Source organism: Streptomyces sp. NPDC058697 (genome assembly GCF_042715345.1).
GTDB lineage: Bacteria > Actinomycetota > Actinomycetes > Streptomycetales > Streptomycetaceae > Streptomyces > Streptomyces liliifuscus.
This window is the reverse complement of sequence record NZ_JBHXSU010000010.1, coordinates 251375-266559: the sequence shown is the minus strand read 5'-3', so window position 1 is coordinate 266559 and position 15185 is coordinate 251375. Positions and strand designations below refer to the sequence as shown.

The following is a 15185-nucleotide window of genomic DNA, read 5'->3' as shown; positions in this document are numbered from 1 at the left end:
AGGCAAGCCCAGATTCGCCGGCGTCGCCTGTGGCTGCTGCCACAAGGAAGCAGAGTGAGGGTGCCGTTCAAGTGGTGCTCGGTTCACAACATCTTGCTTGTCTTGGTGAAGTGCGGTGATGACGGTGGCAGCGATCAGGCTCCGGTTGAGTTCGGTGATCTCCTTCTTGGCTGCGGCGAGTTGGCGGCAGAGATCGTCGATTCCAGCATCTCGTCGGGCCTCGCTTGGTACTCCAGCTGTAGATCGTGATCTTCATGTCTGGGATGCGGCTTGTCGCCGGTAGTGGCTGGTGCGGGAGCGGGCTTGATGCCGGCGTCGCCAGTCGGACCAGCCGAGCCGGTGGGCCGCGTCGTGGACCGGCCGGACGATGAGCGTGATGAACAGGCGCTGGATCTCGTTGCAGGACAGTGGAACCAGGTCAGTGGGCCCGGGATGACGGACGTGTTCGTCGGTACGGACGACGACGAGGAAGGCATGGGCGAGCATGGCAAGGGTGACCCAGCGGCTCCAGGAGGGATAACGGCGGACCTGGTGCTCATCGAGTCCCGCCAGCCCCTTCTCTGTCTGGAAGGTCTCTTCCACTCTCCACCTGGATCGGGCGACCCGCACCAGCTCTGCCAACGGGACCTGCTGGTATGAGAAGCAGCGGTAGTAGGCAAGTTCACCGGCGGCGCGGTGGCGGCGGATCAGCATCTGGTGGCCTCCCTGGCGGGTTTCGGCCAGGTCGATGACCGCCCAGTCGTAGAAGCGGTGCCCCTTGGCGCCGACCCCTGCCGACAGCTTCTGCCATGCCCGCTTCGGCACCATCGCAGCCAGGGCGTCCGCGCGGAACTTCCCTGCGCCGGTAGCGACTTCATGGGAGCAGGCGACGGCGAGCACGTACCCGACCCCGTACTCTTCCAGCGCGGACCGCAGTGTCGGGTTGCCGCCGTAGACCTCATCACCCGTGACCCAGTCGACGCGGTGTCCGGCATTGAGGAACCGTTCGATCATCGTGCGGGCCAGTGCCGGATTGGTTGCGAAGACGGTGTCGTCACCGAGCCCTGCTGCCCGGCAGCAGTCCGGGTCGCACGTCCAGGAGCGCGGGATGTACAACTCCCGGTCCACCGCCGCGTGTCCCCTCTCGCCCGCATAGACGAGGTAGACGGCGTCCTGGGCGTTTTCGATCCTGCCGGCGGTTCCGGTGTACTGGCGCTGGACGGCGAAAGTGCGGGTGCCCTTCTTCACGTCGCCGGTCTCGTCGACGACCAGCACCGCTGCTTCGTCGTGGAGGTGTTCGACGACGTATTCGCATACGTCGTCGCGGACGGCGTCGGCGTCCCAAACGGCCCGCGACAGCAGCTGCTGCATGCCGTGCGGGCTGGTCTCCCCGGCCCACTCGGCGATGCTCCAGCAGTTCTTGCGTGGCAGGTCCGACCGCAGCCCGAGCACCAGCCGCCCAGTACGGCGCCAGGGCTCGACACGGGCGAACCGGCCGGCTATGCGACCCATGAGGGCCTCGAACGCCTCCTGCCAGCGAGCAGGGTCTACTCTGTGGCCTGCGGCCACCGCATGATCGTTTGTCTTCACACGCCGATGATCAACGGTGGCCGCACCTGTTGCGAGCATGAGGAGCACCGTGCAGGCTGCCGGAGTCGACATCTACGTGAATCACCCCGTGCTGCACCTGGGAGCGACCGACTGGGTTCCGGTCTCCCTCGCTCTGGACTCTGCACCCGCGGCCAGCTGCGACACCCACGTGGCTGTTCGTGTTCGAGCTCAGAGAAGACTCATCAGAGTGCGGCTCTTCACACAGCCCCAAGCGCCGGAGGCTGAAGGGCCCGACCCGGATTTCACCGCAGTCTTCGACGGCTCCCTCTTGCTGCCCGACGGCCGCATCGCGGTCGGCGATGTCGAGCAACTGACCCGCTTCGTGTATCGCGTGGGGGACCGCGGTGAGTACAACGTGCGTGTCGCAGTGGACTCGCCGGGGCCGGACGCTGGCGCCGTCGACGTCAGCATCACCCGCCCCATCAAATGATCTGCAAGGCAAGCCGCCTCAGCGTATGCAGGCCGCCGCCCAGCGGTCCCATTCACGAATAGCGTCACGATCTACAGCTGGAGCACTAGTGGTAGTAGAACCAGTAGACACCAAAGACGGGGTACTGGAAGCAGTCACTGTCGATCTCGTAGTACCGGTTGTACTCGTTCATCACGACGCGACAGTCGTGATAGGTGTCGAACGGGCCAGCGGTACTGAGCGCACGGGCAGGTGCAGCCTGCGCTGTGGAGGTGGCCGCCATGGCCAGGGCCAGAGCAGCAGTCGTAACACCAACGGACACCTTGAACGAACGCGACTTCATGAATCCTCCTTGAAGCATCGCCATAGAAAGAACGCCGCCGTCGACCTGGCCGCAACAGCAGCCAGCGCCGGCGCTACTGAGGGCAGCCACCGGAGCAGAGAGTGGTGAACTCCCCGGCACCGGTGGGGAACTGGGAGGCTTCCCAGGGCAGCGGCTTGGCGGGTGCGGTGCGGCCGGGCTCGGCTGCACAGGCGCCGGATACGAAGCCTATGGTGAGTACTACGGCGGCCGGCAGGCCGGCGGACAGTCGAGCAACAGCGCGCATGAGGGTCTTCCCCCTGGTCTGAAGCCGGGCGGCCAGATCAGGCCGCCCTCACCCCCACCCTCGCTATCCCGTCGGGCTCACCACAACTATTTCGGCTGAGATCGAAAAATGCTCCCCGAGCTCCGGCTGAGAAGGCACCATCCTCCTCGCGCCCCCTTCTGTACGCGGCACTCCAGGGGGCGTGCAGTGCCTGTCCCTCGCCCGGGACACCAGAGGCGAAGCGGATGGCTGCGGATGCGTCCTGGTGTCGAGGTGGTCTGCCAGGGCTCGCTGGTCCACCGTCAGGGCATCACCGACGGCGCCCCGGACGCAGTGCAGGTCAACGACCGCTTCCACCTGTGGCACGGGCTGTCGAAGCGGATCGGGGACATCGCCGCCACCCACCGCGACCGGCCATTCGCCGCAGTACCCCCGCCCGAACCTGCACCGCCACCAGCAACCCCAGCAGGTACGTCCGACCATGCCGGCACCCCAGACCACCGCCACGCCAAGCAACTGTCCGAAGCGGGACACGCGGTGACCGACACCGGGCTCTCGCTCAGCGCCGCAGCCCGCGAGTCGGGCCTGAACTGGCACACAGTAGGCAAGCACGCCCGGGCCGCCACCTGACAGGATTGCCTACGGCGCACCCGACCCCGCAAACCCACCAGCCTCGATCCATACCTGGAGTTCAACTCCGGCGTCGACGAAGGCCGCATCACCGATCTCAGGCTCCAGAAACGGATCATGGCTGGACGCACAGGTTCCCCGCTGCTCCGCCACCGCGTCACCCTCGTGGCCGTGCTCCGACGCCGTTACCTGTGACGGAACGTCACCGGCGCACGGTGGCACACCCCAGCTTCACGAAACCTTGCCAGGGCCACGTTCAGATGTACGCCGACAAACCCCAGTTGGCGCGAGCGCCAACGACTGCCTGAGCTGCTCCTGGTCCTCTGAAGCTGTTTCAGATGCATGGGCGCGGGAGCGCGACGCCCAGCGGGAGGGCGCCGAGCTGGCCGGTCTACAGGCTGGAACGGGACGTGCCGGGCAGGAAGCGGGACCGCACGGCGCCGATCATGCCGAGTGGTTCGACACAACGGTGAGGGCATGGACACCACCGACAGCGTCACCGCGCGCCGGGCCTTGCCCGTACGCGGCGTGCGCCAACACCGCGCTCAAGGGCTGGGCCGCCCGCCGAGACCGCCTGTTCGGACGGGGTGCGCATCGGTGTCCGGGTCCTCGAACAGCAAGCTGAGTGTGCGTTTCACTCACCGACGAGGACGGTGACCGCAGGTGCGAGATCGCGTCGTCCTGGCAGGTGAGGGCGTGGTCAGCGTGTGTTGTCGGTGAGTCCTTCCACCCGCTGCTTGAGGCCGTTGTTGAACGCGGCGTACCCATCGTGCTTTGGCGTCCTCAGAAACCGCCGGGTCAGGGTGACCAGGGCGCCGGAGAACTCCTCGCGGTTGGTCAGGCGGGTGGTGCCGTCGTGGTTGAGGGAAAGGACGAAGGAGTGCTGGCCGTGGAACAGCCGCTTTGTGCCGAACGTGCCTGCCCACCGCAACTCCTGGCCGGGTATCGCGACGGTGACCGTAGGCCTGAAGGTCATGCCCGGCATACGCATGGTGAGTCTGCTTCCCACTTGAGGGGTTCCCTCAGCTGCGGAGAAGTTGCTCCACTCGCCGTAGGTGGCAAAGTCGGTGAGGACGTTCCACACGGATTCCGGGGCGGCGTCGATGTCGATGACGGCGGTGAGCACTGCGTCCATGACGGTGTCCATTTCTGACGGGCTGCGGGAAGGAGGGGTTGGCAGTGCTGTCAGCGAGTGGTCTACCGGTGATGATCGGCGGGGTCTGCGACCGCGGCAGCGCGAAGGCCACGGTCGACGAGGTCGATGAGATATTCGAAGCTCTCACTGACGTCGGCGGACCACTGGAATCCGCCGGATGCCTGCAGGCTGGCGAAGCCGTGGAAGACGCTGCGCACCGCCCGCAGCGCGTGGGTCATCTCCTGTGGGTCGATGTCGTATCCCCGCAGTACCGCTTCGAAGGGTCCGATCCCCCGTCTGGAGGCGAGCATGACCGGGTCGTCGGGACCGGCCGGTGTGAGGCCGAGAGTGGCCGCGTAGCGGCCGGGGTGGGTGAGCACGAAGTCGCGGAGTGCACCGGCCGCGGCGGCCAGAGCGTCGCGCCCGGCGCGACCCTGGATGGCCGCGCCGATCGCGTCGGCGGCCTCGTCGAAGGCGAGCGCCGCGATGCGCCGGTGGAGGTCGTCCTGGCTGGCGATGTGTTTGTAGAGCGAGGGGGCGCGCACCCCGACCCTCTCGGCCAGCCGGCCCATGGTCAGCTCGGTGAAGCCGATCTCATCGGCGAGCTCGGCGGCCGCGGCGACGATCGTGGCCGCGTCCAGGCCTGCCCTAGGCATCGACGCCCGCCAGGAAGGCCAGAACCGCGGTGAGGGTCTGCTGGGGGAACTGGACGTGCGGGTAGTGACCGGCCCCCTCGACCATCTCCAGCCGCCCCAGACCGGCCGGCAGGCCGGCGACGATCGCCTCGCCCTCGGCCCGCGGCGAGGCCCAGTCGGGGTCGAGGGTGCCCTGCACGATGAGCACCGGGCAGGTGACGTTGCCCAACTGCTCACCGGCGTCGGCAGGAGAGATCCTGCCCATCGCCTGCAGGACCTTCATCCGGCCGGGCTCCTCCAGCATCGCGGCGATCTGCCCCATCCGCGCGTCCCAGTCCGCGGGCTTGGAGCCGGGATAGGCCACGTCCAGGTACTTGGCCCACTGCCGGGTGCTGCCGAGGATGACGGTGCCCATGAGATGGGTCGTGCCGCGGCGGTAGCCGGCCACCCGCAGGTCACCGAGCCGGACCTGCTGCTTGCGGGTGAAGGGCGCCAACTCGACCAGCGCCGTGACGAGCTCCGGGGCCTTGGCCGCAGCGATCGTGACCGCACCGCCGGCGATGGAGTGGCCGACGAGCACCGCCGGTCCGCCAAGGTGCTTCACCAGGGCGATCACATCACCCGCGAGGTCGGTGCGAGTGCAGGACGCCCACCCGACGCTGGACTCACCGTGACCACGCAGGTCCACCGCGGCAACTCGGTATCCGGCTTCCACCAGGGCCGGGGTGAAGAACCGGTACGCCTCCCGGCTGTCGCCCATGCCGTGGACGACCACCACCAGGGGGCCGGCGACGCCGCTCATCTCGTAAGCGATGGTCCCACCGTTGACGTTCAGGAACTCGGTCACGACTACCTCCACGCAGCGAGATAACCTGATGGCTATCTACGTTAGCTAAAAGCTATCAGCATTAGCCAGGAAGTCAATCCCGATGATGGAACTGCGGACAGGGCCCGTGCCGCGCCTGGAGGCCACGCGCTGCGCCAAAAGCGCGGGCTGCCGGGCGCCCTGCGATGTGCCGCACTGCCTGCGCACGTACCCGGGGCGGCCACCAGCAGATGATCGACGCGGTGCGCCACCTCGTCGACAGCGGCATCAAGTGGCGGGCGATGCCAGCAGACTTCCCGCCCTGGCCACGTGACTACGCCTTCTTCGCCCGTCGGCGGGACACAGGACTGGTATCCGAACTGCACGAACGGCTACGGGAAGCGGTCCGCCGATCGCAGGGCCGTGCAGCGTCTTCGGGTACGACTCGACATCCCCCGCGTCGGGGTGCTCCTCGTCCACGTGAACGCCGACCACTGATGCGGCGGTCCGGGCCCGGGCGGCCGGCGCCCAGCCGGGCCGGAGGACATGAGCGGCCTCACACCGAACGGCGGCGGCAGGGCTTGCGGGGCTAGGCCGTTTCTTTCCGATCATCAGATCGTTGGTCCGGCCGTGCCATTAACTGACGTGCAGTGGGCGCGAAAAGAGCCGTTGTTGCCGGACCGGACGCCGAGGCGGGGCGGGCGGTGGAGGGATCACCGGCAGGTGATCGACGCGATCGTGTGGAAGTTCCAGACCGGGTCGCAGTGGGTGCACCTCCCCGTCGAGTACGGCTCGTGGAAGGGCGTCTACACGCGGCTGGGGAACGGGGCGATCGACGGCACGTGGGAACGGGTCTTCACTGCCCTGCTCGCCCAGGCCGATGCCGAGGGAGACCTGGACTGGGTCGTCGCGGTCGATTCCACAATCGTGTGCGCCCATCAGCACGCGGCCGGGGTCCGCAAAATGGGGCCCCGGCCACCGGGCCCGGCCACCACGCGATCGGACGCTCCCGTGGTGGGCTGACGACGAAGATCCACCTTGCCGCGGACAGCCGTTGCCGACGGATGTGCTCTGTCCTCACGCCCGGTCAGGCGAATGATGCGCCTGCGTTCGAGCACGTCATGGCCGCGCTGCGCGTGCCCGGAGCGGTCGGCCGGCCACGCACGCGCCCCCTGGTGGTCCTGGCCGACCGGGCCTACTCGTCCCGGGCCATCCGTGAACACCTACGCAGGCGAGGAATCCGGGCGGTGATTCCCCAGCCGGCCGATCAAGTCGCCAACCGCAGGCGCAAAGGCCGCCGAGGAGGCCGTCCACTTACGTTCGACCGCGAGGCCTTCAAACGGCGCAACACCGTCGAACGCTGCATCAACCGCCTGAAGAACTGGCGCGGCCTGGCCACCCGCTATGAGAAGACGGCCACCGTCTTCCGAGCCGGACTACATATCGCCGGCATCTTCATCTGGGCCGCTCGCTGATCCGAGAGGAGCCATCTGACGAGAGTCAGTTCCAAGGTTCCCGGTAGGGGTTTTCACCCAGCAGCTTCGCTGCGGCCACGCAGAGGTCTTCGCCGAAGAGCTGGTTGCTGCCCCATTCGGAGCCCCAGAGGTCGGACGCGGCCTGGGCCACAGCGCGCCAGGAGTAGCCCTCATCGCATCGCCACGTGCGGATCTGAGCAGCCATCTCCGGTGTGATCGTCGCCGGGTCGACAGTGCCGTGTGTCATCCCAGCGACCCTAGGGACAATGCGGAGAAGGTGGCCACCGGATTAGGCCCTCGCCCGCCCGGCGGACCGGCCCAGGACTTCGCCCTCAGGAATCGACACGCGCACAGCTTCGGGACACTCCCAGTCCCAGGAGCTGGGAGTGCCATCCGGTGAACCGCCAAGATCCGAAAGAGAGGACCTAGCTCGCCGGCCAGTTGGCTCTGCCGTTTGGTTCCTACGCCGGTTGAGACCGGTCACCCGCCGACAGGGCTGTACACGGCCCACGATCCGACCGGCACGTCCGGAACAAGCCGGTGCGCAACAGCGCGCATTGCCGCTACGGTGCGCGCATGAAGGCAGCGGTGCACAGCCGGTACGGGCCACCCGCTGTGGTCCGGATCGCCGAGGTGGACAACCCCTCGGCCGGCCAGCGGGACATTCTGGTGCGGGTGCATGCGACCACGGTCAACCGAACGGACTGCGCCTACCGGGCGGCAAGGCCCTTCTTCATGCGCGCGCTCACCGGCCTCGCCCGCCCACGGCGTGCCGTGCTCGGGACGGAGTACGCCGGAGTGGTGGAGGCCGTCGGCAGCGGCGTCACGTCCTTCTCCGTCGGCGACCGGGTATTCGGGTACAACGAGGGCAAGTTCGGAACCCACGCCGAATACCTGTCGGTCGCCCAGGACGGCCCCCTGGCCACCATGCCCGCCGCCATGACCTTCGAGGAAGCCGCTCCGGGCACCGAGGGCGCGCACTACGCGATGGCGTTCCTGAGCACCGCCCGTGTGCGGGCCGGGCAGGACGTCCTCGTGTACGGCGCGACCGGGGCCATCGGCTCGGCGGCCGTGCAACTGCTCAAAGAACGGGGCGCCACCGTGACCGCCGTGTGCGGCACGGCGCATCTGGAGCTGGTGAAGGGTTTGGGCGCGGACCGGGTCGTCGACCACACCGCCCAGGACTTCACCAGGGACGAGCAGAGCTACGACGCGGTGTTGGACGCCGTGGGCAAGAGCACGTTCGGCCGCTGCCGGCGGCTGCTGAAACCCGGCGGCGTCTATCTGTCGTCGGAACTCGGCCCCGGGTGGCAGAACGTCCTGCTGCCCATCATCACACCGCTGTTCCGGGGCCGCAGGGTCCGCTTCGCCTACCCCCGGCAGAACCAGCAGATCATGCGTGAGATCCGGGACCTGATGGAATCGGGAGCGTTCAGGCCAGTCATCGACCGCCGCTATCCGCTGGAACGGATCGTCGACGCCTACGAATACGTCGAGACCGGACGCAAGATCGGAAACGTCGTCGTCACCGTCGCACCCCACACAGCCGCCCACTAGCTCAGACGCCGCACCGCCTGAGCCGCAGCGCGCTCCACCGCGCCGCGGCCGTGGGTGTGGACCAGGGCCAAGCGGCAGCACTCCTTCGTGGGTTCACCGATCACCACGCGCGGTGGGGATGCCAAGATGCACAGCCCTATGCCGCCCGCGGCCCCGATCGAGCTGGCGGAGCTTCTCCTCGGCACTGGCAAAGCTGACCCGGAAACCTTCGACCTCGTCGAGCCAGCCTTCCGTCTCGCTGCTGGTACGGCGGATAGCGGGCGTTCCGGCGCCGTTGTCGGAGCCCGCGGCGTGCTCCAGGAAAAGACCGTCACACGCGTCCAGCGGTCGCTCTCTGCGCGGCATCGCTGTAGGCCTCCCCGTTTCCCCTGTGTCGCAGGCTGCAGGGCATCCCCATACTCTCGGGAGTTGTTCCCCGCGCGGTGGTCACGTCAAGGTGTTCAGCTTGGTGCGGAGTTGCGCGGTGTCGGGGTGGTCGGGATCATCGAGGATGGCCAGGGCGCGCTGCCAGGCTTCGCGGGCCGTGTCCGTCGCACCGACGGCCAGATGGACGTCCCCGAGGTTGCCGAGTGTGTGGGCTTCTCCCCGCCAGTACCCGCTGTTTGTATGTGTGTCGAGCGCCTGGTGGTAGTAGGTAATGGCGTCGTCGTGGCGCCGGAGCCGGTGGTGGACGGTGCCGAGGAGGTCGAGTGCGACGCCCTCGCCCCAGCGGTCGCCTTCGGCGCGTAAGACGGTCAGTGCCTGTTCCAGGCAGTCGATGGCGTCGTCGAACCGGCCGAGTTGCTGGTAGGAGTCGCCCAGATTGAACAGGACATTGCCCTTACGGATCCTGGCTTCGCTCATCGCGTGGATGGCCAGCGCTCGGCGGCAGTACTCGACGGACCTGTCCGGCTGGCCGATCTGACGGTAGGCGTAGCCGAGGTTGACCATGGCCTGACATCTGCCGGATACGTCCCCGAGTTCCCGGCAGAGGGCCATCGCCTGCCGGAAGTGGTCAATGGCCTCGTCGAAACGGTGTATCTGCGTCAGAGCGCTGGCCGCATCACCGAGGCTCCATGCCTCGCCGATGCGGTCATGGGTCGCGCGGGCGGCGTCGAGGGCGGTCCGGGTGGTGTCGAGCCAGTCGTGCAGATGGCCGCGGAGGTAGAAGAACCCCCACAGGACTGCGGCCATCCGCCACGCGATGCCGGGCCGGCCGACGGCGACGGCATGGTGCACCGCGGCGACGAGGTTGGGACGCTCACTGTCACACCAGTTGAGGGCCTGGTCGTGGGCACTGAACGCCAGCGGGTGGCAGGAGGCGGGCAACGGGTCGAGGGGAACCCGGCGGCGGTTGGGGGTGAGGAATGGATGGATGGCGTCGGCGGTGTGCAAGTACCAGGTGAGGAGCCGCTCGGCGGCGTGGTCCCGCTCTGGCGGTGTCTCCTGGGCGAGGACGCGTTCGGCGGCGTAGACACGCAGCAGGTCGTGCAGGGTGTAGCGGCCGGGTGTGTGCTCGGTGAGCAGGTGGGCGCGGGTGAGTTCGATGAGCAGGCCGCGGGTGGGGCGGAGCGGGAGTCCGGCGAGAGCGGCCGCGGCGGGTGCGGAGATGTCGGGCCCGGAGTGCAGGCCCAGCAGGTGGAACAGGCGCGCTGCCGGGGTGGACAGGGCCTGGTCTGACCAGGAGAAGACGGCCCGTGCGTCGGTGGTGAGGTCGCCGCCGTCGAAGGCGTCGAGGCTGCCGTGATTGTCGCGTAACTCCTCGGCGACGGCGCTGAGGGGGAAGCCGGGGTGGGTGGCGGCGCGGGCGGTGGCGATGGCCAGGGCCAGCGGGAGCCGGGCGCACCGGGTGATGATCTCCTGCGCGGCGTCCGGTTCGGCCGCCACTCGTTCTTCCCCGAGGCGGCGGGCCAGTAGGTCGCGGGCCTCGGCCGGGGAGAGCAGGTCCAGGGCGAGGGGGTGGGCCCCCTCGGTGGCGACCAGGCCCGCGAGCCGGTTGCGGCTGGTCACCAGGGCCAGGCAGCCAGGCGAGCCGGGCAGCAGCGGGCGGACCTGGTCGGCGTCGCGGGCGTTGTCCAGCACCACCAGCACCCGCTGCCCGGCCAGCAGGCTCCGGTACAGGCCCACCCGCGCCTGAAGATCCACTGGGACCTGCCGGGCCGGCACGCCCAGCGCGTCGAGAAAGCCCCGTACCGCCTGATCGGGCGTCACCGCCGCCCCCCACGGGTCGAAGCCGCGCAGGTTCACATACAGCTGGCCGTCCGGGAACCGGTCAGCCACTCGGTGCGCCCAGTGCACCGCCAGCGCCGTCTTACCCACCCCTGCCGTCCCCGACACCGCCGAGACCACCACTGCAGCTGGCCCTTCGGCGGCAGTGGCCAGGATCCTGTCCAGCCGGGTCAGCTCCTCCCGTCGGCCGGTGAACCCCCGGACCTCCAAAGGCAGCTGCGCCGGGACCGCCCGGCCGGGCCCTGTCTCGGCGGGCGGCTGCGTACCGCTGGCTGCGGGCCGGGCGGATTCGCCGCGCAAGATCGCTTGATGCACGTGCTGCACCTCGGCGCCCGGGTCCGTGCCCAGCTCCTTGGCCAGCCGTTTACGCAAAGCGGTGTAGCAGGCCAGGGCCTCGGCCTGCCGCCCGCACCGGAACAGCGCCAGCATCAGTTGCCCGGCCACCCGCTCATCCAGCGGATACGCCTCCGCTCGCGATGAGCACTCGGCCAGCACCCGAGCGTGCTGCCCCAGCCGCAACCGCACATCCGCCAGATCCATCTGGGCAGCCAGCCGTTCGGTCTCCAGAACGTCCCGCTGAGTGTTGAACCACGGGGTGTCCGCCCCGGCGAACGCCTCCCCCCGCCACAGCCCCAGCGCCTCCTCCCACAATGCCGCCGCACGCTCAGCCGCATTCACCGACCGGGCCCGAGCCACCAGGTCACGGAAACGGTGCAGGTCCACAGCCTCCATCGCCACCACGAGCCGGTAGCCACCCTGCTCCCGCACCAGCTCCGATCCCCATGGCGTCAGCGCCTGCCGGAGCCGCGAAAGATACCCATACAGCGTCTCCCGGCCCCGCCGCGGAACACGTTCTCCCCACACCCGCTCCTCAAGCGCACTCGCCGACACCACTTGGCCGGCGTCGACGAGCAGCGCCGCCAACACCCGCCGCTGCCGGGCGTGCCCCACATCCACTACGGCATCGCCCCGCCACGCTTCAACGATGCCCAGAACCCCGAATTGCACCGCCATCCGCCCCCGTGGTCGTGATCACGTCACTCCGGTCTAACGCCGCAGACCAGTGGTTCCAAGCCGGATTCAAGACTTTCCCCAGGTTTCCCCACGGCCACCGCAGCACAGTGGCACACACCACGGCCCATCCACCCCGGCCAACAGCCGTCACGGGCTTCCAAGTCGGCAGTGTCGGAGGGCGGGGCCGTGCTGCAAGTCGAAAAGCAGCTCAAGATTCACAAGAAGGGGTTCAACCATGGCGAAAAGAATCGGTACGGCACTCGCGCTGGTCGTAATGCTGGCACTGGTAGGGGTCGCCCCGGCCTCGGCGTCCAGCGCCTCGTCAAAAGTGACAGTTCGTTGCAGCACGACTATCCAGCCCGCTGGCTATCTGCCCGCCGGCCGCCCCCTCTTCCCCAGCTGCCAGAGGTGCCAGGACACGGGGGAAGACCTCATACGGTCAGGCATAGCCAGGAACGCCTACTGCAGGATCTTCAATTTGGAGCTCCATGATGTCCGCCTCTTCCTGTGGCACTGATGTGTAGGCGCTCGGGGCCCATCGGTGCCCAGGTGTACCGTCCGTCCCACCCGCAATTCCACGAACGTCAGCACCTTGTCCGCGGCGACGGCCTGGATCTCCACGCTCGCCGCGTCCTCCATGGCCATCGTCACGGTCTCCAACGCCCTGTGTTGCTCGGTGCGACAGGTCACCACCAGCCCAGGTCTGCCCTGGGTACTCTGGAAGGCGCTGAGAGCCTCAAGCGCCAGGACCGCACGGGACTCAGTCCCAGGCGACGGGTCGCGATCCACCTCGTCCAGACCGTCCAGCACCGGCAATATCAGCCGCGCCTCGACCAGCGCGGCCGCTGTCCGCCGACGCAGTCCGCATGCCTGTGTCAGATGCTCGACCAGCCAGTCGCCGATCGGCCGACGGCTGTCCCACGAGGCGGCGGGCAACCGCACAGGGATGGGATCCGTGTCCTTACGATCAGCCAGCAGACCGCCGATGAGCGTCACCAGCAGGACCGTCTTGCCCGCCCCTGGCGCTCCCGTGATCATCAGACGTCGCGAGCGCAGGGTGCGGTAGTAGGACACCACGTCGTTCAGCGTCCCGGTGGGCAGGCCGCCCTCGGCGTCACATCCCGGGGTGGGCCGCAGGACAAAGTCGATGTTGATGGTTCTCATGTTCCGGCCGATGAGCCGGGCCAGCTCACGCCCTTCCACGTTGGCGACTTTGTCCGCCAGGCGTGGAGCCCAATAGAGAGGATCGGTCGACTGCCAACTGAATGCCCGCAAGGACAGGTTCCCGCCCCACAAGGCGATGGCCTGCGCTGCGCCGCCTCCAGCCGAGGCTGGCGGCTGCCGCAGTTGCGGGCAAGCCGTCCTGATCCATCCGCCGAATCGCGCGCACTTCGGCGGGCTCGCCGGGGGACACTGCAGAGATGCGGACGCTGCGGGGCTCCTTCGCTCGTGTCGCATTCGCTCGAATCGGCTCACGTCGCTTCGGCTTCGGCCGCGTGGGCCAGCTCGTCGGCATCGGCGAGCATCCGTGCGCTGTCCGGCTCCCTGCCGGTGAACAGCCGAAAGGCGTCGGCGGCCTGGAAGGCGACCATCCCGAGACCGTCGAGAACGGTGCAGCCGCGTTCGCGGGCGGTGCGCAGCAGCGCGGTTTCCAGCGGACGGTAGACGACATCGGCGACCCACAGTCGCGGGTGCAGCAGTTCGGCCGGAAGGGGCAGGCCAGGGAGTGCGGCCATTCCCGTGGGCGTGGCGTGCATGAGGCCGTCCGCACGGGCCAGCAGCGCGGGGAGGCGGTCCGGCGTTTCCGCAGACGCGCGCCCTGTGCCGTACTGCCGAGTCAGCAAGGCCGCCAGACCGGCTGCACGGTGGGTCAGCAAGTCGACGACTGCGAGGTGTCCGGCGCCGCGGGCAAGCATCGCGTTGGCGATGGCCGCCCCGGCTCCTCCGGCGCCGAGCAGCACCACCCGCTCCAGGCAAGCTTCGGGCAGTGAGCGGGCGAACGAGGCCCCGAACCCGGTGACGTCCGTGTTGTGGCCGGTCGCCCGCCCCTCCCCGAAAACGACGGTGTTGACCGCACCGACCGCCTCGGCCTGCTCGGAGAGGACATCGAGGTGCTCGATGACGAGCTGCTTGCAGGGGTGGGTGATGTTGAGGCCCGTGAAGCCCGTGTCCTGGGCACCGTCGAGCAGTTCACCCACCTTCTCTGGGGCAGTACCGAGGGTGTCGAGGTCGATCAGGCGGTAGAGGTAGCGCAGGCCGTGCCGGTCCGCCTCGCGTTCGTGGAGTGCGGGGCTGAGCGACGTGCCAATGCCGGAGCCGATCAACCCGACGAGATACGAGTCCTGGTCCATCGCCGCGCTCCCTTCCGTGAGCCGTTCACAGCCCGAGGTAGATCTGACGCACCCGGACATCCCGGCTGAGTTCCTCGGAGGTTCCGGTCATGGCGACGACGCCGTTCTCCATGACCAGGCAGTGACTCGTCGCGCCGAAGGTGAGTTTGGCGTTCTGTTCCACGAGGAGCAGGCTCATCCCCTCCTCGCGCAGCCGTTTCAGCGCGCTCAGGATCTCGCCGACGAGCTTGGGCGAGAGCCCCATGGACGGTTCGTCGAGCAGCAGGATGCGCGGCCTGGCCATCAGGGCGCGGCCGATGGAGAGCATCTGCTGCTGCCCGCCGGAGAGCGCGCCGGCCAGCCGCTGGCCCATCTCGCCCAGCACCGGGAAGAGTTCGTGCACCTCGGCCAGCGTGGCCCGGGTCTCGGCGTCCCAGCGGCGGGCGTACGCGCCGAGCAGCAGGTTCTTCTCCACGGTCAGGCCGGGGAACACATGCCGGCCCTCCGGTACGTAGCCGATGCCGTGCCGCACCATGTCGCGGGCGCGCACGCGGGTCAGGTCGTGCTCGCCCAGTGTGATGCTTCCGCCGCCGCGCGGCACCAGCCCCATGAGCGCCTTGAGGGTGGATGTCTTGCCCGCGCCGTTGGCGCCGATGATGCCCACCGATGCCCCGGGCTCCACGCTGAAGCTGATCGAACTGACCGCACGGACCCCGCCATAGTGCACGGACAGGTCGTCGACGGCGAGTGTGGCCGGGGTGCCGGCAGTGGGCGCGACCGTTCGCCGGAAGGGGATCGTCCTCATCGTCC

Annotated in this window: 15 protein-coding genes and 2 pseudogenes; 6 read left to right on the top strand and 11 right to left on the bottom strand. The window is 68.6% G+C overall.

All coding sequences use genetic code 11. From position 1 onward, the window contains the following. Window positions 1-252 precede the first annotated feature (252 nt). On the bottom strand, window positions 253-1491 hold the full coding sequence (locus ACFWXQ_RS24885; RefSeq protein WP_383956639.1) for an IS701 family transposase: 1239 nt from the start codon (window positions 1489-1491) through the stop codon (window positions 253-255). 286 nt (window positions 1492-1777) lie between these two features. On the opposite strand from ACFWXQ_RS24885, the gene ACFWXQ_RS24880 reads away from it, so the two are divergent. Then, window positions 1778-2020, top strand: coding sequence for a hypothetical protein (locus ACFWXQ_RS24880; RefSeq protein WP_383956630.1), 243 nt, complete (start codon window positions 1778-1780; stop codon window positions 2018-2020). A gap of 85 nt (window positions 2021-2105) precedes the next feature. Here ACFWXQ_RS24880 and ACFWXQ_RS24875 read toward each other — a convergent pair whose 3' ends face one another. Further along, window positions 2106-2342 (bottom strand): hypothetical protein, encoded by a 237-nt coding sequence (locus ACFWXQ_RS24875; protein ID WP_383956633.1) that lies wholly within the window; start codon window positions 2340-2342, stop codon window positions 2106-2108. Window positions 2343-2841: 499 nt separating this feature from the next. On the opposite strand from ACFWXQ_RS24875, the gene ACFWXQ_RS24870 reads away from it, so the two are divergent. Further along, window positions 2842-3216 carry a hypothetical protein gene (locus ACFWXQ_RS24870; RefSeq protein WP_383950416.1) on the top strand — a complete coding sequence of 125 codons (375 nt, stop codon included), beginning with the start codon at window positions 2842-2844 and terminating at the stop codon, window positions 3214-3216. Window positions 3217-3916: 700 nt separating this feature from the next. Here ACFWXQ_RS24870 and ACFWXQ_RS24865 read toward each other — a convergent pair. The 3 genes from ACFWXQ_RS24865 to ACFWXQ_RS24855 all read right to left on the bottom strand — a co-directional run bounded on the left by ACFWXQ_RS24865 (window position 3917) and on the right by ACFWXQ_RS24855 (window position 5833). Further along, on the bottom strand, window positions 3917-4351 hold the full coding sequence (locus tag ACFWXQ_RS24865) for an SRPBCC family protein (RefSeq protein ID WP_383950413.1): 435 nt from the start codon (window positions 4349-4351) through the stop codon (window positions 3917-3919). A 62-nt stretch (window positions 4352-4413) separates the two neighbouring features. Beyond that, complete coding sequence (locus ACFWXQ_RS24860) at window positions 4414-4977, bottom strand: TetR/AcrR family transcriptional regulator (protein ID WP_383950423.1); 564 nt, start codon at window positions 4975-4977, stop codon at window positions 4414-4416. A 22-nt stretch (window positions 4978-4999) separates the two neighbouring features. Continuing rightward, window positions 5000-5833: an alpha/beta fold hydrolase gene (locus ACFWXQ_RS24855; RefSeq protein ID WP_383950410.1), complete on the bottom strand. Its 834-nt coding sequence runs from the start codon at window positions 5831-5833 to the stop codon at window positions 5000-5002. A gap of 164 nt (window positions 5834-5997) precedes the next feature. Between ACFWXQ_RS24855 and ACFWXQ_RS24850 the strand changes: the two are divergent. The 3 genes and pseudogenes from ACFWXQ_RS24850 to ACFWXQ_RS24840 all read left to right on the top strand — a co-directional run. Beyond that, a pseudogene (locus ACFWXQ_RS24850) lies at window positions 5998-6117 on the top strand (IS5/IS1182 family transposase); the annotation flags it as partial. Window positions 6118-6121: 4 nt separating this feature from the next. After that, window positions 6122-6289 (top strand): hypothetical protein, encoded by a 168-nt coding sequence (locus tag ACFWXQ_RS24845; protein ID WP_383950426.1) that lies wholly within the window; start codon window positions 6122-6124, stop codon window positions 6287-6289. A gap of 117 nt (window positions 6290-6406) precedes the next feature. Next, window positions 6407-7266, top strand: a pseudogene (locus ACFWXQ_RS24840) (IS5 family transposase). Window positions 7267-7291: 25 nt separating this feature from the next. Here the strand turns inward: ACFWXQ_RS24840 and ACFWXQ_RS24835 are convergent. Next, a complete protein-coding gene (locus ACFWXQ_RS24835; RefSeq protein ID WP_383950407.1) occupies window positions 7292-7513 on the bottom strand; it encodes a hypothetical protein in 222 nt (73 codons plus the stop codon). Window positions 7514-7842: 329 nt separating this feature from the next. On the opposite strand from ACFWXQ_RS24835, the gene ACFWXQ_RS24830 reads away from it, so the two are divergent. Next, entirely contained in the window at window positions 7843-8823 is a 981-nt protein-coding gene (locus tag ACFWXQ_RS24830; protein WP_383950403.1) for an NAD(P)-dependent alcohol dehydrogenase, read from the top strand. Between the two features lie 93 nt (window positions 8824-8916). Here the strand turns inward: ACFWXQ_RS24830 and ACFWXQ_RS24825 are convergent, their stop codons facing one another. The 5 genes from ACFWXQ_RS24825 to ACFWXQ_RS24805 form a co-directional block, all read right to left on the bottom strand. Continuing rightward, window positions 8917-9168: a hypothetical protein gene (locus ACFWXQ_RS24825; RefSeq protein WP_383950400.1), complete on the bottom strand. Its 252-nt coding sequence runs from the start codon at window positions 9166-9168 to the stop codon at window positions 8917-8919. 81 nt (window positions 9169-9249) lie between these two features. Continuing rightward, on the bottom strand, window positions 9250-11982 hold the full coding sequence (locus tag ACFWXQ_RS24820; protein ID WP_386269168.1) for a BTAD domain-containing putative transcriptional regulator: 2733 nt from the start codon (window positions 11980-11982) through the stop codon (window positions 9250-9252). Between the two features lie 522 nt (window positions 11983-12504). Beyond that, window positions 12505-13248 (bottom strand): NACHT domain-containing protein, encoded by a 744-nt coding sequence (locus ACFWXQ_RS24815; RefSeq protein ID WP_383950394.1) that lies wholly within the window; start codon window positions 13246-13248, stop codon window positions 12505-12507. A gap of 269 nt (window positions 13249-13517) precedes the next feature. Beyond that, entirely contained in the window at window positions 13518-14396 is an 879-nt protein-coding gene (locus ACFWXQ_RS24810) for a shikimate dehydrogenase (protein ID WP_383950392.1), read from the bottom strand. 25 nt (window positions 14397-14421) lie between these two features. Continuing rightward, entirely contained in the window at window positions 14422-15180 is a 759-nt protein-coding gene (locus ACFWXQ_RS24805; protein ID WP_383950419.1) for an ABC transporter ATP-binding protein, read from the bottom strand. Between the last annotated feature and the right edge of the window lie 5 nt (window positions 15181-15185).